The organism is Aquitalea palustris, assembly GCF_003693445.1.
Classification (GTDB): Bacteria; Pseudomonadota; Gammaproteobacteria; order Burkholderiales; family Chromobacteriaceae; genus Aquitalea; species Aquitalea palustris.
Map to the genome: position 1 here is coordinate 1 of NZ_RFAR01000090.1, position 19,208 is coordinate 19,208.

The 19,208-nt window shown below is 62.5% G+C and carries 19 protein-coding genes; 8 read left to right on the forward strand and 11 right to left on the reverse strand.

Features of this window, described 5'->3' with window-relative positions; translation table 11 throughout:
* Positions 1 to 121: 121 nt before the first annotated feature.
* The gene (locus tag EAY64_RS17715) at positions 122 to 1,099 is read right to left on the reverse strand and encodes a potassium channel family protein (RefSeq protein ID WP_103526058.1); all 978 of its coding nucleotides are present in this window, start codon (positions 1,097 to 1,099) and stop codon (positions 122 to 124) included.
* Between the two features lie 213 nt (positions 1,100 to 1,312).
* On the opposite strand from EAY64_RS17715, the gene EAY64_RS17720 reads away from it, so the two are divergent.
* The 7 genes from EAY64_RS17720 (at position 1,313) to EAY64_RS17750 (ending at position 8,461) form a co-directional block, all read left to right on the forward strand.
* Positions 1,313 to 1,714, forward strand: a complete 402-nt coding sequence (locus tag EAY64_RS17720) for a YMGG-like glycine zipper-containing protein (protein WP_103526059.1) — start codon at positions 1,313 to 1,315, stop codon at positions 1,712 to 1,714.
* Between the two features lie 264 nt (positions 1,715 to 1,978).
* On the forward strand, positions 1,979 to 2,464 hold the full coding sequence (locus EAY64_RS17725; RefSeq protein WP_103526060.1) for a MarR family winged helix-turn-helix transcriptional regulator: 486 nt from the start codon (positions 1,979 to 1,981) through the stop codon (positions 2,462 to 2,464).
* Positions 2,461 to 4,530, forward strand: coding sequence for an FUSC family protein (locus EAY64_RS17730; protein ID WP_103526061.1), 2,070 nt, complete (start codon positions 2,461 to 2,463; stop codon positions 4,528 to 4,530). Before EAY64_RS17725 ends, EAY64_RS17730 begins: the two co-directional genes overlap by 4 nt.
* Positions 4,527 to 4,730 (forward strand): DUF1656 domain-containing protein, encoded by a 204-nt coding sequence (locus EAY64_RS17735; protein WP_059285457.1) that lies wholly within the window; start codon positions 4,527 to 4,529, stop codon positions 4,728 to 4,730. The genes EAY64_RS17730 and EAY64_RS17735 overlap by 4 nt, the downstream gene beginning before the upstream one ends.
* Positions 4,731 to 4,732: 2 nt before the next feature.
* Positions 4,733 to 5,614, forward strand: a complete 882-nt coding sequence (locus EAY64_RS17740) for an efflux RND transporter periplasmic adaptor subunit (protein WP_103526062.1) — start codon at positions 4,733 to 4,735, stop codon at positions 5,612 to 5,614.
* Positions 5,611 to 7,053, forward strand: coding sequence for an efflux transporter outer membrane subunit (locus EAY64_RS17745; protein ID WP_103526063.1), 1,443 nt, complete (start codon positions 5,611 to 5,613; stop codon positions 7,051 to 7,053). The genes EAY64_RS17740 and EAY64_RS17745 overlap by 4 nt, the downstream gene beginning before the upstream one ends.
* A gap of 241 nt (positions 7,054 to 7,294) precedes the next feature.
* A complete protein-coding gene (locus EAY64_RS17750; RefSeq protein ID WP_103526064.1) occupies positions 7,295 to 8,461 on the forward strand; it encodes a GGDEF domain-containing protein in 1,167 nt (388 codons plus the stop codon).
* A 25-nt stretch (positions 8,462 to 8,486) separates the two neighbouring features.
* On the opposite strand, the gene EAY64_RS17755 is transcribed toward EAY64_RS17750, so the two are convergent.
* The 5 genes from EAY64_RS17755 to EAY64_RS17775 are packed head-to-tail and all read right to left on the reverse strand — an operon-like array spanning position 8,487 to position 12,799.
* Positions 8,487 to 9,464, reverse strand: coding sequence for a 5-oxoprolinase subunit C family protein (locus EAY64_RS17755; protein ID WP_103526065.1), 978 nt, complete (start codon positions 9,462 to 9,464; stop codon positions 8,487 to 8,489).
* Complete coding sequence (locus EAY64_RS17760) at positions 9,454 to 10,329, reverse strand: 5-oxoprolinase subunit B family protein (RefSeq protein WP_103526066.1); 876 nt, start codon at positions 10,327 to 10,329, stop codon at positions 9,454 to 9,456. The genes EAY64_RS17755 and EAY64_RS17760 overlap by 11 nt, the downstream gene beginning before the upstream one ends.
* Positions 10,326 to 11,744 (reverse strand): acetyl-CoA carboxylase biotin carboxylase subunit, encoded by a 1,419-nt coding sequence (locus tag EAY64_RS17765; RefSeq protein ID WP_103526067.1) that lies wholly within the window; start codon positions 11,742 to 11,744, stop codon positions 10,326 to 10,328. Before EAY64_RS17765 ends, EAY64_RS17760 begins: the two co-directional genes overlap by 4 nt.
* Positions 11,741 to 11,983, reverse strand: a complete 243-nt coding sequence (locus tag EAY64_RS17770) for an acetyl-CoA carboxylase (protein ID WP_103526068.1) — start codon at positions 11,981 to 11,983, stop codon at positions 11,741 to 11,743. Before EAY64_RS17770 ends, EAY64_RS17765 begins: the two co-directional genes overlap by 4 nt.
* Before the next feature lie 36 nt (positions 11,984 to 12,019).
* A complete protein-coding gene (locus EAY64_RS17775; protein ID WP_103526069.1) occupies positions 12,020 to 12,799 on the reverse strand; it encodes a 5-oxoprolinase subunit PxpA in 780 nt (259 codons plus the stop codon).
* A gap of 113 nt (positions 12,800 to 12,912) precedes the next feature.
* Between EAY64_RS17775 and EAY64_RS17780 the strand changes: the two genes are divergently transcribed.
* Positions 12,913 to 13,839: a LysR family transcriptional regulator gene (locus tag EAY64_RS17780; RefSeq protein ID WP_103526070.1), complete on the forward strand. Its 927-nt coding sequence runs from the start codon at positions 12,913 to 12,915 to the stop codon at positions 13,837 to 13,839.
* 5 nt (positions 13,840 to 13,844) lie between these two features.
* Here the strand turns inward: EAY64_RS17780 and bluB are convergent, their stop codons facing one another.
* The 5 genes from bluB to cobJ are packed head-to-tail and all read right to left on the reverse strand — an operon-like array spanning position 13,845 to position 19,057.
* Entirely contained in the window at positions 13,845 to 14,498 is a 654-nt protein-coding gene (gene bluB / locus EAY64_RS17785; protein ID WP_103526071.1) for a 5,6-dimethylbenzimidazole synthase, read from the reverse strand.
* Positions 14,495 to 15,787 carry a cobyrinic acid a,c-diamide synthase CobB gene (locus EAY64_RS17790; protein WP_103526072.1) on the reverse strand — a complete coding sequence of 431 codons (1,293 nt, stop codon included), beginning with the start codon at positions 15,785 to 15,787 and terminating at the stop codon, positions 14,495 to 14,497. The genes bluB and EAY64_RS17790 overlap by 4 nt, the downstream gene beginning before the upstream one ends.
* 1 nt (position 15,788) lies before the next feature.
* Positions 15,789 to 16,391 carry a cob(I)yrinic acid a,c-diamide adenosyltransferase gene (gene cobO, locus EAY64_RS17795; protein ID WP_103526073.1) on the reverse strand — a complete coding sequence of 201 codons (603 nt, stop codon included), beginning with the start codon at positions 16,389 to 16,391 and terminating at the stop codon, positions 15,789 to 15,791.
* A 30-nt stretch (positions 16,392 to 16,421) separates the two neighbouring features.
* Positions 16,422 to 17,522, reverse strand: coding sequence for a CobW family GTP-binding protein (locus EAY64_RS17800; RefSeq protein WP_103526074.1), 1,101 nt, complete (start codon positions 17,520 to 17,522; stop codon positions 16,422 to 16,424).
* Positions 17,519 to 19,057 (reverse strand): precorrin-3B C(17)-methyltransferase, encoded by a 1,539-nt coding sequence (gene cobJ / locus EAY64_RS17805; RefSeq protein ID WP_103526075.1) that lies wholly within the window; start codon positions 19,055 to 19,057, stop codon positions 17,519 to 17,521. Before cobJ ends, EAY64_RS17800 begins: the two co-directional genes overlap by 4 nt.
* Positions 19,058 to 19,208: the final 151 nt, after the last annotated feature.

Consider the following 19,208-nt stretch of genomic DNA (forward strand, 5'->3'; position numbering starts at 1 on the left):
GCCGTACGCCATGTACTGTCTGCGGCGGCGCGCCTTGGTCCGGGTTCTGTACGAGGTTTTGTCAGCGGTTCTAAGTAGCAAGGGCCGATGCGCAAGCATCGGCCCTTGTTCTGTGTGCTGTTCAGCTGCCGGTTTGCTGGCTGCGGATCAGCAGCAGCGATTCGCCGCTATGCATGATGACTTCCGGGCCGGGTGAAAACTCTACCTCACCCGTGCTGCGTTCCAGTGCAATCACCATGGCCTTGCCATCGAAGCCATTGTTGAGAAAACTGCCCAGTGGCTGGGCTTCCCAGCGTTCGTCCAACACATGCACCTGGGCATGGAACTGGTTGGGATAGCGCTGGTGCAGATGCTCGAAAAAGTGCAGGGTTTCCGGATGGGCCACGATATTGGCCATATTCATGCCACCCAGGTGGGACGGAATCACCACATTGTCCGCGCCCACTGCCAGCAGCTTCTTGCGCGAGCTTTCGTTTTCCGCCTTGGCCACGGCCAGTACCGTCGGGTTCAGGCTCTTGGCCGTTACCACCACAAAGGCGTTGTCGGCATCCGCACTCAGACAGGAAATCAATGCGCGGGCATGGGTAATGCCGGCGGCAGTCAGGTTTTCGTCTTCAGATGCATCGCCGACAATGAAGGGCACATCGCGCTCTTGCAGCAGGGCGATATTGGCTTCGTCCTTTTCGATGACCACTACCTGATGGTGGGTGCCCAGCAATTCTTCCAGCGCATAGCGCCCGGTATGGCTCAGCCCGCAAATGATGGTGTGCTGGCGCATATGCGCAATCAGTTTTTCCATTTTCTTTCGTCTCAGATAAAGCGGCAGGTCGCCCTGGAACAGCATCAGGGTGAGGGAGGAAATGCCATAACCGACCACGCCGGTGCCAAACACGATCAGCGCAATGGTGAAGTAGCGGCCAGCCAGGGAGAGGTTGTGGGTTTCGCCATAGCCGATGGTGGCCAGGGTGATCACCGTCATGAACAGGCTGTCGGAAAAGCTCCAGCCCTCCACCAGCATGTAGCCGCTGGTGCCAAACAGCAGGGCGGCAAACACCAGGCTGCTGAGGAAGATGAGCTTACGCGGGAAACTGTTGCGCATGAATGGGGGTGACAGCGTGAGAAAGCGGCATTATAGCGGCTCTGATGCTGCATGCATGCAGTTTGCTTGGCTTGTTGGTCCGCAGGCTGAGCGGCCATCTGTGTGCAGATGTGTAGCAAGCTGTGGCGGGCAATAGTTCTTCACACTGTTTTACAAGCGGTTACCTGCCATTGATTAATCTGGACTGGTATCAACGCATTGGAGGTCCAGTCCATGAAAACCCGCATCCTGATCCCCGCGCTGCTGGCGCTTTCCTTCACCGGCATGGCTTATGCCGATGCTTCTGCCATCCTGGGTGGTGCGCTTGGTGGCGCGGTGGGTGCCGCTGTCGGCCAATCCATCGGTGGTCGCAATGGCGCCATCATCGGTGGTGCCGTGGGTGGCAGCGTGGGCACCGCGCTGGCCTACCAGCGTGACGACTACCGCGCTTACCGTCCGGCACCAGCCCCGGTGCCGGTTTACCAGCCGGTGGCTTATGCTGCCCCGGTACGCTATGTCGAGCCGCCGCACTATCCACACTGGCATGAGGACAGACACGAGCAATACCGCGATTGGCATGATCGCGGCTGGCATGGCCACGACTGGCGTGATGGCTATTATCGCCACGGTGATTGAAAGTGTTTACGACCAAACAGGCCCTGAGTAATCGGGGCCTTTTTCATTTTGTGCCCGTCTACTATCGTTGACTAAGCCAGATGCCAGCAGGCGTTTGCCGCCAGCGCCAGGCCAGGTGCTGATCTCTGGTCGGTGGGTGGTGGCGGGAGCACACTTGCCATGCGGCACCGTCCCCGGTGTCGGCAGGGTAATAAAGTAGTTGCCTGGCAGGCCTGCTTTTTCTTATAATTGATTAGCAATCAAATCATTTACATGCGAATCATTATGACCAGTGTAGATTTACTGCGGCTTGGCATCACCAGTGCCATCATGCATGCCGGGCGCAAATGGCGGCATATTTCACAGGATGTGGTGTTTGGTCATGGCCTGACCGCGCCTTGTGCCACCGCGCTGATTTTCATCGGCCGCCTGGGCGAAGGTATCAACCAGATCGCCCTGGCCGAAGAAATCGGTATCGAAGGGCCATCGCTGGTGCGGGTGATCGACCAGTTGGCGGCAGACGGCCTGGTGCGGCGTGAAAAGGGCAAGGAAGACCGCCGCTCCAATACCCTGTGGTTCACCGAGCCGGGCAGGGCGCTTACTGCCCGGATTGAAGCCGAGCTGGTGGATTTGCGTGCGCTGGTATTCAAGGATGTGGCGCCGGCGGATCTGGAAGCCACCTTGCGCGTGTTTGCGGCGGTTGAGTCCGCCTATCAGCGGCCGGAACTGGTGGCCGAACTGGCAGCCATGGCTGGCCAGGCGCGCGCATGACGCTGCCGAGCTGGCGTGACTGGCTGTTTTCGGCCAAGGCCTTCGCTGCGGCCATGCTGGCGCTGTATCTGGCCATGGCGCTGGCTTTGCCGCGTCCTTACTGGGCGATGGCCACGGTATATGTGGTATCGCATCCGCTGACCGGGGCCACCCGTTCCAAGGCGGTATACCGTATTGGCGGTACCTTGCTGGGCGCCTCGGCCGCGGTCATCCTGCTGCCGCTGTTTGTCAATGCGCCCACCCTGCTCAGCCTGGTGGTGGCGTTGTGGACCGGTACGCTGCTGAGCATTTCGCTGCTGGACCGCACCCCGCGCAGCTATCTGTTCATGCTGTCGGCCTATACGCTGCCGATGATTGCCTTGCCGGCACTGAATAGTCCGGAAGGCATTTTTGACCTGGCGCTGGCGCGCAGCGAGGAAATCCTGGTCGGCATCCTGTGTGCCAGTGTGGTGTCGGCGCTGGTGTGGCCAGGCAAGGTGGCGCCCATTTTCTCTGCCCGCATCGCCAGCTGGCTGGGCGATGCCCGCGACTGGGCTTGCGAGCTGCTGCAGCAAGGCGATGCCGCCAGCCAGCCATCGCATGCCAGCCGCCACAAGCTGGCGGCGGATATCCTGGCGCTCGATCAGTTCATCTCGCACCTGTCTTACGACACCACCAGTTTTGCCATGGTGAAAAACGCCCGCGAGCTGCGTGGCCGCATGAGCATGCTGCTGCCGATTTTGTCCTCGCTGACCGAAACCAAGCAGGCCTTGCTGCAGCAGCAGGACGGCATGCCGGCCGGCTTGAGCGAGCTGATGCACGCGGTGGCGCACTGGATGGCCAGCCCGGATCTGGGCCACCTCCGTCGCGAAGTGCCGGTGTTGCAGCGACGGCTGGCGGCGCTGAAGCAGCAGATCGCCAGCGGCGACAGCTGGCAGGCGCTGCTGATTGCCCACGGGCTGGCACGCTTGCAATCGCTGATCAATCTGTGGCTGGACTGCCGCTTATTGCAGCAACTGATCGCCGAAGAGCATCCTACTTTCGAGTGGAAACCGGCCTATCGGCACTGGCCGGTGGGTGGCACGGCGCGGCATTACGATTACGGCATGATGGCGTTTTCCTCGCTGCAGGCCTCGGCGGCAATTTTCCTGGCCTGCCTGCTGTGGATACAGCTGGGTTGGACCGATGGTTCCGGGGCGGTGATCATGGTAGCCATTGCCTCCTGCTTCTTTGCAGCGCTGGACGAGCCGGCCCCGATGATGCGCACCTTCCTGATCTGGGCGCTGGTGAGCATTGCGCTGACTACCGTGCTCTTGTTCATGGTGATTCCGGCGGCCTATACCTTTGAAATGCTGGTAGCCATGCTGGCTGTCCCGTTCTTGCTGGTAGGGACGCTGTTTACCCGGCCGCAATTCACCATGATTGCCATGATGCTGACAGTGAACACTGCCACCTTCCTCAGCCTGCAAGGCGCTTACGATACCGACTTCACCGCCTTCTTCAATGGCAATGTGGCTACCGTGGTGGGCGTGTCGTTTGCGCTGCTGTTCAGCCTGCTGGTACGTCCCTTTGGTATCGAGCTGGCCATCCGCCGGCTGCGCCGGGCCAGCTGGCATGATCTGGCGGAAACGTCGGCGGGTCGTCGCCTGGATGACTATGCCCAGCTCACCGCACGCATGCTGGACCGGCTGGGCCTGCTGATTCCGCGGCTGGCGGCCAGTGGTCACGACCAGTTGCCGCAGGTGTTCAACGAGTTGCGTGCCGGGTTCAGCGTGCTGCATCTGCAGCGGGAAGAAAATGCCCAGGCCGGCCCCGCCGGTGTGGCAGTGCAGCAGGTGCTGGACGCGGTGGAGCGGCATTACCGCCAGGCGCTGGAGCAACGCCAGCAGCCGCAGGCTGATGTGCGCCTGCTGCAGCGTATCGATGCAGCGCTCAATCAGCTGCTGGCAAGCGGCCGCCGTAGTGATCATCACCTGCTCACCGTGCTGAACGCGCTGGTTGAATTGCGCATTACCCTGTTTCCGGCTGCCGGCAACTATGCCATGGCAGCCAGCTCACCCTTGCCTGCAGGAGGTTCGACACCGTGATTGGTGAAATCGAAATCTACGGGGTGTATTTCCCCAGCCTGCTGATCCTGATGGTGCTGGCCTTTGGCGTTACTGCCGGCCTGCGCATCCTGCTGGGTCAGCTGGGCTTCTACAAACTGGTATGGCACCGTTCCCTGATGAACTTTGCCTTGTATGTGATTGTGCTCGGCGGTTTCGTCGTGCTGACTCGCGGATGGTAATGATGAAAAAGCTGATAGGAAAAGCAGGGCCGGTGGTGCTGACCCTGATCGTGGTGGTGGCAGCGGTGCTGGTGGGGCGCTACCTGTGGGATTACTACACCAATGCGCCGTGGACGCGGGACGGCCATATCCGCGCCGACGTGGTGCAGATCGCCCCGGACGTGTCCGGGCTGATCACCGAGGTGAAAGTCAGCGACAACCAGCTGGTGAAGCGCGGCCAGGTGTTGTTTGTCATCGACCGCGCCCGCTACGCGCTGGCACTCAAGCAGGCCGAGGCCGTACTGGCACAGCAGAGCGCCGGGCTGCTGCAGGCAAAACGCGAGGCCGCGCGCAACCGTGGCCTGAGTGATCTGGTAGCCAGGGAAAACATCGAGCAGAGCGAAGCCCGTGTGCAACAAGACGAGGCCAGCGTTGCCGCTGCCGCAACGGCGGTGGAAGTGGCCCGGCTCAATCTGCAGCGCACCGTGGTGAGCAGCCCGGTGGATGGTTACCTCAACGACCGCACCCCACGGGTGGGCGATTACGTCAGCACCGGCAAGCCGGTGTTGTCGATGGTGGATGCCCATTCCTTCCATGTGGATGGCTATTTCGAAGAAACCAAGATGAACCGGGTACGGGTCAACCAGCCGGTGGAAATCCAGATCATGGGCGAGTCGCACAAGCTGCGCGGCCATGTGCAGAGCATTGCTGCCGGTATCGAGGACCGCGACCGCAGCAATGGCGCCACCCTGCTGCCCAATGTGAATCCCACTTTCAACTGGGTGCGGCTGGCCCAGCGCATTCCGGTGCGCATCACCCTGGATGAAGTCCCGGCCGACTTCCGCATGATTGCCGGGCGCACCGCCACCGTGGCCGTGGTGGCCGGCAAGGGAGAGCAGCAGTGAGCCGTCTTTATCCTGCCGGACTGCTGCTGACGCTGACCGCGCTTGCCGGCTGCACCACCGTCGGTCCGGATTACCAGCTGCCGGCCAATTCCGTCATGCAACGTCAGGCAGCACAGGGCCGCTTTGCCAATGCCGATAGCCGGCTAAGCTCCAGCCAGCCGGTTGCCCCACGCTGGTGGCAGCTCTACCACGACCCGGTGCTGAACCAGCTGGTGGAGCAGGCGCAACAGGCCAATACCGATTTGCGCGCTGCCACGGCCAATCTGCAAAAGGCCTTGGCGGTGGCCAGTCAGGTCAGTGCCGAAGCCGGACCGCATGCTGAACTGTCGGCCTCGGCCGAGCGTGCCCGGGTATCTGGCCAGAGCATGCTGCTGGATGTGCCGCTGCCCGTGAGCAATCTGGGTGACGAGGGCATCAGTGTGGCCTATCAGCTGGACCTGTTCGGCAAGCTCAGACGCGGCGACGAGGCTGCCGAAGCCAATAGCGAAGCCAGCGTCGCCGCCCGCGATCTGGCGCGCATCACCGTCACCGCCGAAACCGTGCGCAGCTATCTGCAGATCTGCTCGGCCAATCTCGGCTACCAGGTATTGCAACAACAGTCTGTCCTGCAGCAGAAACAGCTGCAGCTGACGCGCCGCCTGGCCAGTGCCGGCCGGCTTAGCGCCACCGATGTGCTGCGTGCCCAGGCTCAGGCCGACAGCGTGGCGGCCGGTTTGCCGGCTTATCAGGCCCAGCGTGATGCCGCCCGTTACCGCCTGGCCATGCTGCTGGGACAAACCCCGGCCGAGACGCTGCCAGCAGCAGCACTGTCCTGCGCGCAAGAGCCGCAGCTGGCGCAAGCCATTCCGGTGGGCGATGGCCGGGCCTTGCTGGCGCGGCGGCCAGATGTGAAGCAGGCCGAGCGCAAGCTGGCACAATCCAGCGCCATGATAGGGGTGGCCACGGCCGAGCTTTACCCCAGCATCACGCTGGGTGCATCGGCTGGCTTTACCGGCATGCTGGAAGACCTTGGTCAGCGCTCCACCCAGCGTTTCGGCTATGGCCCGCTGATCAGCTGGACCATTCCCGACAGTGGTGCACGCGCCAGGGTGACGGCGGCCAGGGCGGATAATGCGGCCGCGCTGGCCCACTTCGACGGGGTGGTGCTCAATGCCCTGCGCGAGGTGGAAACCAGCCTCAGCCTGTATGGCAAGGATTTGCAGCGGCTGGCATTGCTGCGCACGGCGCGCGACAGCGCCAAACAGGCTGCCGCGCAGAACCGCCGCTTGTATCAGGCGGGTCGTTCACCTTATTTGTCCAGCCTGGATGCCGACCGCACCCTGGTCGGCAATGAAATGGCCGTGGCCAGCGCGGAAAGCCAGCTGGCACAGGATCAGGTCAATCTGTTCCTGGCACTGGGCGGGGGCTGGGAAGAGGGCAAGACGCAAACCGGCCACTGATAAGCGCAAACAAGGCTCCCGCTGCGGCCTTGTGCCACCTGGCAGGGTGATTTGCCCTGTCGGCATGGCTGGGCCGGTGTGCTCGGCCAGCTTGTCTGGCGACACCAGGCTGCTGCTGTGCACGAAGCAGGGTGGGACAGTGCAATCGTTGGTAATTCATGCCGGATGAGTGCTGTTTTTGTTGTGTCTGCCCGGTAGTGCATATAGCATCGGCCATCGATGTTTTCCGTCCGGAACCCCCATGTCCGCCCCTGCCAGCATCCCCGTGTTGTTGCCGGTTTTTCTGGTGACCGATATTTTGTGCGCCTGCATCCTGGCGCAGCTGCTGGCCCTGCGCAAGGCCGGGGTAGCGGGCACCCGCAGCTGGATTGCCGCCAATATCGCCATGGTGGCCTACCTGCCGGCACTGGGTTTGCGCAGCGTGCTGCCACTGGTATACAGCGTGGTGCTCAGTAATGGCCTGGGCCTGCTTGCCGCCAGCCTGTTCTATATCGGTTGCGCCCGTTTTCTGGGCCGCCCCACCCGCAGCCGTTGCTGGTTGGCACTGATATTCTGCGCCCTTGCTGGCCTGCTATGGTTCACCCTGGTGGCGGATCTGATCCGGCTGCGCGTCATCATCGCCTCGGGCGGCATCAGCGTGGTGTTTGTTGCCACTGCCCACCTGCTGTGCCGCCACCGCCCGCCCGGCCAGGGCGCGGCCGTCTACTGGCTGGGCGCAGCCTGCAGCATTGCCACGGCCTTGTTGCATGCATCGCGTGCCATCTATTACGGCGCTGGTTTTGGCAATCTGTCCGACTTGTTTGCCAGTACCCCGGCCAATGTGATTTCCATGAGTCTGACCGCCGCACTGGTGCCTGGTTTGTCCATGCTGGCGGCGGCCATGGTGCAGCAGCAGTTGTTGAGCGATGCCACCTGGCGTGCCGAGCGCGATGGCATGACTGGCACCTTGACCCGGCAAAGTTTCGAGTCGCGCATCGTGGCCGACCTGCAGCGGGCCACCATCACCGGCGATGCCTTTTGCTTTGTGCTGGCGGATCTGGACTTCTTCAAGCGCATCAACGACAACCATGGTCACCAGACCGGTGATCGGGTGCTGGTGGCTTTTACCGAGCTGATTCGCCAGCATGTGCGTGCTGCGGACTACATCGGCCGCATGGGTGGCGAAGAGTTCGGCATTGCGCTACCGGCCACGCCACCAGCCGAGGCCATGCGCGTGGCCGAGCGCCTGCGCCAGGCGGTGGCCGCGCAGCATATTGCCACCGATAGCGGCAGCCTGCGCTACAGCGTCAGCATGGGCCTGGCCGTGCATGTGCAGGGCGATACTTTCAGCGATCTGTACCGCCATGCCGACCAGGCCCTGTATGCGGCCAAGCAGGCCGGGCGCAATGCCATTATCAGCCACGCTTGACCACGCCCAGCCACCAAGCATGCGCTCAGCCCAGTGCCTGCCGCAGCTGTTGCAAGTCGGCCTGATAGTGCTGGCGTGCTTGCAGGGCTTGCTGCATGTCGACTGCGGCAAAAGTGATCCCCTGATTGGGCTGCAATTGCGCAACCACGTCCAGATCAGCGCTGATGACGGTCGCTATCATGGCGTAGCCACCACCAGAAACTGCATCGCGCAGCAGAATGATGGGCTCCTTGCCAGCCGGCACCTGGATCGAGCCAATGGGGTAGCCGGCATCCACGATATTTGATGGGTCAGCGCCGGCACCAAATGGCGCTTCCCGTGGCTGAAACTGCAAGGGCGTGCCTCCTTTCAGCCGGTAACCAGTGCGGTCTGATTCCGAAGAAACGCTCCATTGTTCCTGATAAAACCGTGTCGCGGATTCGGGGCGCAGGCGATGCGCATACAGACCCGGCAGTACCCGCACGGTTGTCTTGCTCGGCAGACTGCGCTGCAGTGCTGTCGGCAGGCTTCTGCCCACCGGAGCCGCCGTTGATGGTGCGGCCCCCAGCGTCAGCATGTCCCCGGCCTGCAAACGCCGCCCCTGATAACCACCCAGACTGCCCAGCGCATAGGTTGAGCGGCTGCCCAGCACTTCGGCTAGATCAATGCCACCAGAAACCGCCAGATAGGCACGCATGCCGGCTGCGGCCGGAAGGAAATCCAGCGTATCACCCGTGGCAATCGACAAGACCTGATGCGCCGGCTGTGGCTGACCATTGATGCGCGGTTGCATGGTGGCACCGCAGATGGCGATCTGGCAGGCCACATTGAACTGCAGCTGCGGGCCCAGCAAGGTGCATTCCAGTACGGCTGCCGTTTCCGCATTGCCCAGCAGCAGGTTGGCGGCGCGGAAGGAGTATTGGTCCAGCGCGCCGGACGGGGGAATACCCAGGTGGTAGTAGCCGTTGCGGCCAGCATCCTGTACCGAAGTAGCCAGGCCGGGCTTGATGACTTTAATGTGCATGGTGGGTTCCTGGTAGCGATTGCTGGTAGGCCTGCGGGTTGGCCAGGAATTCCGGCAAGGAGAAACGGACCGGAAAGATATCCAGCTGAAAGCTGCCGTCAGCCACCGCCTGGATGGCTTCCTCATATTGCTGCTGCTGGATGGGTTTGAAGCGGACAATATCGCCGGGACGGAACAGCACCATGCTGTCTGCCAGATAGGGCTGGCTTTGTGCCGGGTCGTAAATCGGTGCCGGTGTAATGCCAAACATCTGGTAGCCGCCGGCTCCTTCCACCGAGTAAATACAGGCAAAACAGCCGCCATGGCCGATGGTCTGGCGCGGGGTAGCGGTGCGTGGGCTCAGATACTTGGGCACTTGCAGCTGCTGCTGGCGTTCCACCATCTGGTATAGAAAGGGCAGGCCGGCGACAAAGCCCACCATGGACACAAACCACGGCGCGCCGCAATGAGCCGCGATAAAAGCTTCGACCGAAGCAAAGCCGTTGACCCGCGCCGCGTATTCCAGATCGGTAGCCTGCGGGTCCTGGTGGCGCTGACGAAAGCGCGCCCCCACTTCCCGGGTCCAGGGGTCGTTGTACCACACTGGTATTTCCACCAGCCGGGTGTCCAGTATCTGCGGGCTGTCTGCCAGCGACTGTTCCAGCTGCTGCAGCTGTTGCAGCAATTGCTCCGCCGGCAGGATGTCCGGATCAAAGCGTAGCTGGAATGATGCATTGGCCGGGCAGATTTCCATGATTCCGGGTATTTGCAGCTGGCGTAGCTGGCCGGTGATGGCCATGCTGGTAAAGCAGGCGGGCAGCGACATCGACTCGCTGACTTCGGCAAACAGGAATTCGTCGCCGCCAAAGGTGTAACGAATGCTCATGCCAGTCCCCCCTCGTGGCTGGCAGCCGGACTGGCTGCGGCTTCACCGTCTTGCCAGTGTGTCAGCCACTGTTCCAGAAAGCGGGTGTGGTAGCGGCCGGCACACACGTCGGCATCGGCCAGCAAGGCCTGGTGCAGGCTTTGGGTATGGGCAATGCCGCCGATGTGCAATTCGCCCAGCGCGCGGCGCATGCGGGACAGGGCGCGCTCGCGGCTTTCGTCCCACACAATCAGCTTGGCCAGCATGGAGTCATAGTAGGGCGGGATGACATAGCCCTGGAACAGCATGCTGTCAAAACGCACGCCCGGCCCGCCGGGTAATTGCAGGTTTAGGATGGTGCCAGGGGAGGGGCGGAAGTCTTGCCGTGGGTCTTCGGCATTGATACGGCACTCGATGGCCGCGCCACGCAGCTGGATGTCTTGCTGCTGCCAGCGCAAGGGCTGGCCATCGGCAATCAGCAGCATTTCGCGCAGCAGGTCGATGCCGGTGATCATTTCGCTGATCGGGTGTTCCACCTGGATGCGGGTATTCATTTCGATGAAATAGAATTCGCCCTGGTCAAACAGGAATTCCAGCGTGCCTGCACCACGGTAGGCCACCGACTGTGCCAGCTGTACCGCAGCCTGACACAAGCTGCTGCGCTGGCGGTCATTCAGTGCGGGAGAGGGCGCTTCTTCCATGATTTTCTGGCGGCGGCGTTGCAGCGAACATTCGCGTTCGTAGCAATGAATCACCCGCTGGCCATCGCCCAGAATCTGTACTTCCAGATGGCGGGCCTGTGGCATGAATCGTTCCAGGTATAACTGGCCATCGCCAAAAGCACTTTGCGCCTCGCGCTGGGCGGCGGCAAAGGCCGCTGGCAGGGCGCTGGCAGAATCGACCACGCGGATGCCTCGTCCACCGCCGCCAGCCACCGCCTTGATCATCAGCGGGTAGCCGATGTCTTTGGCTGCATCGATTGCCGCTGCCACATGATCGAGCGCGCCCTTGCTGCCCGGTACGGTCGCCACTCCGGCCGCCTGGGCGGTAGCGCGTGCCCGTGCCTTGTCACCCATCTGTGCGATGGTCTGCGCGGTGGGGCCGACAAAAATCATGCCGGCGGCTTCTACCGCACGGGCAAATTCGGCATTTTCGGCCAGAAAGCCATAGCCGGGGTGGACTGCGTCCACGGCATGCGTACGGGCTGCATGCATCACGGCATTGATATCCAGATAGCTTTTGCTGGCTGGTGCGGGGCCTATCTCCACCGCCAGGTCTGCCAGCTGGCAAGCCAGGCTGTGGCGGTCGGCACGGCTGTGGGCCAGCACTGTCTGTACCCCCATTTCGCGGGCAGCCCGGATGATGCGTACCGCAATTTCTCCCCGATTGGCCACCAGCAGGCGGCGGATATTCTTCAAGACAATCGGCTGGGTCATGACACCACCTTGGCCACAACCTGGCCCGCTTCTACGGCATCACCGTCTTCCAGCAGGAAACTTAGCAAGCGTCCACTGTGTTCGGCCGTTATCTCGTTGAACTGTTTCATTACCTCGATGCAGCCGATGACGGTAGCGGCCTCTACCTGGCTGCCTTCTGCCACGTAGGGGGCGGCATCGGGAGAGGGACGGCGATAGAAAGTACCGGGTAGCGTGGCATGGATCAGGTGTTCGCTCATGTGTTGTTCTCCTTGTGTAGCTTGTTTTTCTATTGTTCAGGCTGCGTGATGGCGATGCGGCGCGCGAATGGTGATGCCGGCTTCCTGCAGCCGGCTGCGGGTGGCTCGGGTCAGTTCCAGGGCGCCGGGGGTATCGCTGTGAATGCAGACGGAATCGAATTCGATGGGGATGCGCTGGCCATCCACGGTGTCGACCAAGCCGTCACGACAGGCTAGCAACACCTTGTCGGCCACGGCTTCCGGGGAGAGCCGGCCCATCTTGCGGGTAAAGACAATGCTGCCGCTGGCAGCGTAATCACGGTCGGCAAAGAATTCACGTATTGCCCTCACTCCCAGCTGATTCGCGGCAAGGTGGGTGGCTGAGCCGGCCATGCAATACACCGCCAGTTGTGGCGACAGCCGCTGCACCGCCTGCAAGAAGGCGAGTGACAGGGCCTCGTCGCTGGCCATCGCCATGTACAGGGCACCATGCGGTTTCACGTGCTGCATGCTCATGCCTTCCAGTTGCAAGAAGGCCTGCAGGGCGCCAATCTGGTAAACCGTGTCCTGTACCAGCTCCTGCACACTGGCCTGGATGGTACGTCGGCCAAAACCTACCAGATCGCGATAGCCGGGGTGGGCGCCAACCGCCACGCCAGATGCTTTGGCCAGGCCGACGCTGCTGGCCATGGTGGCCGGGTCACCGGCATGAAAGCCGGTAGCGATATTGGCTGATGAAATCAGCGGCATGATGTGCTGGTCTGCGCCATCGCCAATCTGCCATGGGCCAAAGCTTTCGCCCATGTCCGAGTTCAAATCAATCTCGTGCTTTTGCATCGGGTCTCCACTAGCGGGGTAAAGATGAAGCACACCCTAGCTACCGACAGCAAAAGGAAAAAGTTTTAAATTTTGATATGGTGATATGAAATTTATTGATACCAGGCGACGAAATGGCCTTTTCATTCCGGCAATTGAAGTACTTTGTGGCCACGGCTGAGGCAGGGCAGGTATCCCAGGCTGCGATTCAACTGAATATCACCCAGTCGGCAGTGACGGCGGCAATCCGTGAACTGGAAGAAGTACTGGTGATGCGCTTGTTTGTGCGTCATCCGCACGGCATGGTCTTGACAGACTCCGGTCGGCGTTTTCTCAGGCATGCCTACGGGATTCTGGCCAATGTGGAAGAGGCCATGCTGCTGAGCAACTGGGAAAGCGATTTCCGTGGCAGCCTGTCGGTGGCGGCTACCTACACGGTGATGGGGTATTTTTTGCCGGCACATTTGCGCCGTCTGGCAGCGCTGTACCCGCAACTCGAGATACGGCTGTACGAATTACCACGTGCCGAGATCGAAACCGGGTTGTTGCAGCATGACTTCGATGTTGCCGTGCTGCTGAGCTCCAATGTAGACAACCCGGCTTTGCAACTGGAGTCCATTATCAGCTCTCCCAGGCGCCTGTGGTTGCCGGCGCAGCATCCGCTGCTGTCAAACCCGGCACCCACCTTGCAGGACATTGCCGGTGAGCCCTATATCATGCTGACCGTGGATGAGGCCGAGCAAACCGCACTGCGCTACTGGGAGCCGACATCACTGCAGCCGGCTGTATGGGTACGCACCAGTTCGGTGGAGGCGGTGCGCAGCATGGTGGCCAATGGCAGCGGGGTGAGCATTCTGTCGGACATGGTGTACCGGCCGTGGTCGCTGGAAGGCCGGCGGATCGAAACGGTGAATCTGCCTGATCAGGTGCCGCCGATGACACTGGGACTGGCGTGGAAAGCCCAAGCGGAAATCAGCCCGTCCATTGCCTTGTTTCGCGACTATTTCCACCAGCAGTTTCTGAGCCCCTCCAGCAGTCAGCGCAGTACTGGCACGCGCTGACGATGTCAGCCAGCAGCTTGGCCTGCACCCCAGCCGTTTTCAAATACCAGCTCGGCCAGGTTTTGCCGCTGCGCCCAGTTTTCCTGTTCCAGCATGGGTTTGTCGTAAAAGGCCTCGACATGGCCGATGCACAGGATGGCCACCGCCTTGGCCTCGGCCGGCAGGCCCAGCAGCGCACCCAGCCGCTGCGGGTCGAACAGCGATACCCAGCCCAGGCCAATGCCTTCGGCACGGGCGGCCAGCCACATGTTCTGGATGGCGCAGGCGATGGAGCAGATATCCATTTCCGGCAGGGTGCGGCGGCCGAATACATGGCGTTCGCGCCCGTCCATCAGCGCCGCCACCAGCACCTCGCCGCAGTCGAGAATGCCCTCAACCTTCAGCTTCATGAATTCTTCTTCACGCTGGCCCAGTGCCTTGGCGGTGGCTACCCGTTCTACCTCTACCTCGGCATGCAGTTGCTGGCGCAGGGCGGTGTCCGTAATGCGGATGAAGCGCCAGGGCTGCATGAAACCCACGCTGGGAGCCAGGTGCGCGGCCTGCAGCAGGCGTTGCAGCAGCGCCGGGTCGACCGGGTCGGGCTTGAAGTGGCGCATGTCGCGCCGTTCGCGGATGGCGCGGTAGACGGCGTCGATGTCGGTTTGGGGGTAAGCATTCATGGCAGGAACAGTCTGGCGCAGGCCGCAGGGTTGGATGGGAAATACAGGTGAAGATAGCTGGCCAGCAGGCTGCCGTGGCGGTATACCGCCTCGCCCGGCCCGCTACCTGTGGCGCGGCTGGCATGGGTGAGCGGGGTGATGGGCGTGTCCAGGCTGGAATAATGAAAGGTATGGCCACGCACGGTTGCGCCATCCAGCTCCAGCTGTTGCAGGCCCAGCGCGCTTAGCCGGCTATTCAGCCGGGCATGGCCGGGCAGCAGGCCCAGCATGTTCTCGCGCTGGCCTTGTTTGTCAGCCAGGTTGTCCAGCAAATACAGCATGCCGCCACATTCGGCATACAGCGGTTTGCCTGCTGCCACGTGGGCATGCAGGGTGGCGCGGCTATGCTGTGCGCTGGCCAGTGCGGCCAGATGCAACTCCGGATAACCACCGGGCAGCCAGACGGCATCGCAGTCCGGCAGGGCATCGTCAGCCAGCGGCGAGAAGTCATGCAGCTCGGCGCCCAATGCCTGTAGCGTCTGCACATTGGCCGGGTAGATAAAGCTGAAGGCGGTATCGCGGGCGATAGCGATGCGCACGCCGTCCAGCAAGCGAGGCAGGACAGGTGCCGTGGCCGGCTGAAAGGCGACCGGCGGCGGCAATTGCGCCAGCGCGGTATTGGCCAGTTGGGCGGCAGCGCGCTGCAGCCGCGCGTCCAGATCGTCCACTTCCTGTGCCTGCACCAGGCCCAGATGGCGCTCCGGCAGGCCCATGTCCTGCTGGCGCATGACCGCCCCCAGATAGTGGAGGCTGGCGGGCAGGGCGGCGCTGAGCATTTCTGCATGACGGGCTGATGCCACCTGATTGGCCAGCACACCATAAAACGGCAGGCCGGGGCGGAAGCTGGCCAGGCCATGCGCCACGGCGGCAAAGGTTTGCGCCATGCCGCTGGCGTCGATGATGGCGGCCACCGGCACGCCGAACAGCTGGGCCAGATCGGCACTGCTGGGCGTGCCGTCAAACAGGCCCATGCTGCCTTCGATCAGGATAAGGTCGGCCTCGGCTGCGGCCTGGTACAGGCGCTGGCGGCAGTCATCCTCGCCATTCATCCACAAATCCAGCGCGTACACGGTGTGGCCGCTGGCCTGTTCCAGCACATAGGGGTCGAGGAAATCCGGCCCGGTCTTGAACACGCGCACGGTTCGGCCCTGCTGGCGGTGGTAACGTGCCAGCCCGGCCGTGAGAGTGGTCTTGCCCTGATGCGAAGCCGGGGCGCTGATGAACAGCGCCGGGCAGTGGCGGCTGACCATGTCAGAACTCCACACCGGCTTGCGCCTTGATGCCCTGTTCGCGGAAAGGGTGCTTCACCAGTTTCATTTCGGTCACCAGATCGGCGGCGTCAATCAGCGCCTGCGGCGCATGGCGGCCGGTAATCACCACATGCAGATTGGCCGGGCGGGCGGCCAGCGCCGCCAGCACCTCGTCCAACGGCAGGTAGTCGTACTTCAGCACGATGTTCAGCTCGTCCAGGATCAGCATGTCGTAGTCGCCGCTGTTCAGCATTTCCAGCGCGGCCTCCCAGCCCTGACGTGCGGTGGCGATGTCGGCCTCGCGGTTCTGGGTGTTCCAGGTATAGCCCTCGCCCATGGTGAGGAAGCGGCAGTTGTCGAAGCGGCTGAACAGGTCGCGCTCGGCAGTGTGCAGTGCGCCCTTGATGAACTGCACCACACCCAGCTGCATGCCGTGGCCGACAATGCGCAGGCCCATGCCGAAGGCGGCGCTGCTCTTGCCCTTGCCGCTGCCGGTGTGGACGATGAGCAAGCCTTTTTCCTTGGTGGCGGCGGCCTTTTTCTTTTCAAAGCCGGCTTTGCGCTTTTCCACCATGCGCTGGTGGGCGGCGGCGTCGGTTTTCATGGTCTTGTCCTTGTCTGATCAGGCTGGCGCTTACTGCCAGTGGGTGCCAGTGAGTGCCCGTAGCCGCTCCACAATGCGCGGCCGGCTGGGGTGATAGCCGATGAATACCAGCTGCGCCTGCCGTGGTGCGGCGCTGTCCGGCTCCTGTTGCAGCTGTACGCGCTGGCGTACCGCTTGCAGTGTCAGCCGGCCCTGGCCGTCGGCATTGGCAGCATGGCCCTTGATGCGCAGCAGTGCTTCTTCGCGGGCAATGGTTTCCACTGCGGCCAGCAGGCGGGCTGCGTCCTGTGCGTCCTTGCTGCGGATCAGGAAAGACTGCCAGCCCGGGTCCTGCTCATGAAAATGCTTGTGAGTGGCCAGGCCATGGCTGTGCGCGGCCAGACCGCCGTGGCTGTGGCCGTCCAGCAGCGCCTGATTGGCCAGCGGGCGCAGATTCAGTGGCAAGCTGGAGACCGGGCCGTAATGGCGGTGGCCGCTGCCGCTGACTTCGTGCAGATGCAGGCCCAGCGTCAGCCGGGTGTCCAGTTTTGCCTGATAGGCCAGCTCGATGAAGCGGATGGACGGGGCCAACTGGCGCACTGTGCTTTCTGCTTGCAGCATGGCGGTATCGGTAAGGGTGTCGATCTTGTTCAGCACCACGATGTCGGCGTTTTCCAGCTGCTGGCGGAACAGGCTGGCCACCGCGTCATCCTGCTGGCCGTGGCCGCTGTCAAAGTCGCCAGCCAGCAGCAGCGGGGTGTCCACTACCGCCAGCGTGGCGTCCAGCACAAAGCGTTCGGCCAGCTCCGGGCCTTGCAGCTGCTCCATCACCGCGCTGGGCAGGGCCAGTCCCGAGGTTTCGATCAGCACATGGTCGATCTGCTGGCGGCGCTGCCACAAGGCCAGCATGGTGGGCAGGAAGTGCTCGTCGTCGTCGTAAGCCACCAGGCCATTGGCCAGGTCATGAATCTCCACCCCGGCCTTGTCGTCCGTACGCAGGATGGTGCCGTCGATGGACACCTCGCCAAACTCGTTGACCAGAATGGCCAGCCGCCGTTGTTTGCTGTCGCGGATCAGATTGGACAGCAGGGTGGTTTTGCCCGCGCCCAGAAAACCGGTGAGCACGGTGACCGGAATGCGCGGGCTGCTCATGCCAGTTGCTCCAGTGCGGCCTGCAGGCTGGCAAAGTCGGCAAAGCTGGCCGGGTAGTCCAGCTGTGGACGGTCTACCACGATAAAGGGAATGCCCAGAGCAGCTGCCGCTGCCGCTTTTGCACCATAGCCACCGGCGTCACCCGACTGCTTGCTGATGACGCAGTCGATCTGCCAGTCGCGCCACAGGGTTTCATTGGCAGCCTGCGAGAACGGGCCTTGCATCGCGCACAGTCGCGCGCGCGGAATGCCCAGGTCGATGGCGCGTTGCAGGTGTTGCGGGTCTGGTGCCAGCCGCACGAACCATTGCTTGTCAGCCGCGCCCTCGGCCTGCACAAAGCTGGCCAGCTCCTTGCTGCCGGTGGCCAGGAAAATGCGCTGGCCATGCTGCATCGCCAGCTTGGCTGCTGCGGCCATGCTGCTGCAGTGGATGGCCGGGTGCTGGTCGACAGCGCTGGGGCGCTCGTAGCGCAGATAGGGTAGGGCCAGCTCGCGTGCCAGCGCCATCAGCTGTTGCGACATTTCGGTGGCATAGGGGTGAGTGGCATCCACGATGCAGCGCGCCTGGCTTTGTTGCAGCAGCTCGCGGCGACGCTCCACCCCCAGCCGCCCGCTGATGCTGGTGAGGCCGGGGCTGTCGGCGGCGACGATTTCGGCACCATAGTCACTTGCGGTGCTGACAATCACCGGCTGGCCGCCTGCTGCCAGCTGGCGGGCCAGCGCATTGCCGTCGCTGGTGCCGGCAAACACCCAGGCCGCAGCGCCGGGCAGGCTGTCGGCGGTAATGGTGTCGGCGGTGTTCTGCCAGTTGAAATAGCCGCGCGGGGTGAACATCCAGTTGCGCTTGCGGCGGGTGAAGCGGTTGCCGATTACCAGCGAGGTGAGCATGTTGAACTGGCGGGTGCGCAGCTCGGCCAGGGTGACGATTTCCACGGTCTGGCCTTCGCGGTAGGCATTGTGCACGATGCCGCACAGGGTTTCCGGCCGCTTGTGTTCCAGCATGATATCCAGAATGCGGTACACGCCTTCCTGCCGCTGTTTGCTTTGCACGTTGTAAAACACCACGGCCAGATCAGCCTCGGCAATATGGCGGGCGCGGCTTTCAATCCACTCCCAGGGACACAGCAGGTCGGACAGGCTGAGGGTGGCAAAGTCGTGCGACAGCGGCGCGCCCAGCAGCGAGGCGCAGGCATTGGCCGAGGTGATGCCGGGAATCAGCTGCACGTCGAAGCTATCGTCCTCACGCATGTCTTCGTAGGCCAGCGTGGCCATGGCGTAAATGCCGATGTCGCCGCTGGAAATCAGCGCCACCGTCTTGCCGGCGCGGGCTTCGGCCAGTGCCAGCTGGGCGCGGTCGCGTTCCTGGGTGAGCGGCAGGGTGCGGATGTCCTTGCCGGCAATCCACGGCTGGATCCATGTAAGGTAGAGGTCGTAGGCGACGATGACGTCGCTGGCGGCCAGTGCCTGTTCCACCATGGGCGGGATCAGTTCGCGGCTGCCGGGGCCGACGGAGACAAGATAGAGTTTGCCGGTCATTGTTTTGTGCTTTCTGCTGCGTGCAGGCGGGGCCTGCCAAAAGTTTGTCTGGGCAATGCGTGGTGCGCATTGCGGATGCAAAGCCTGTTTTTGCTTGGTAATGGCAAGCCGATTTTCATCCAGCCCCACTACGTTTAACTTCGCGGGTCTC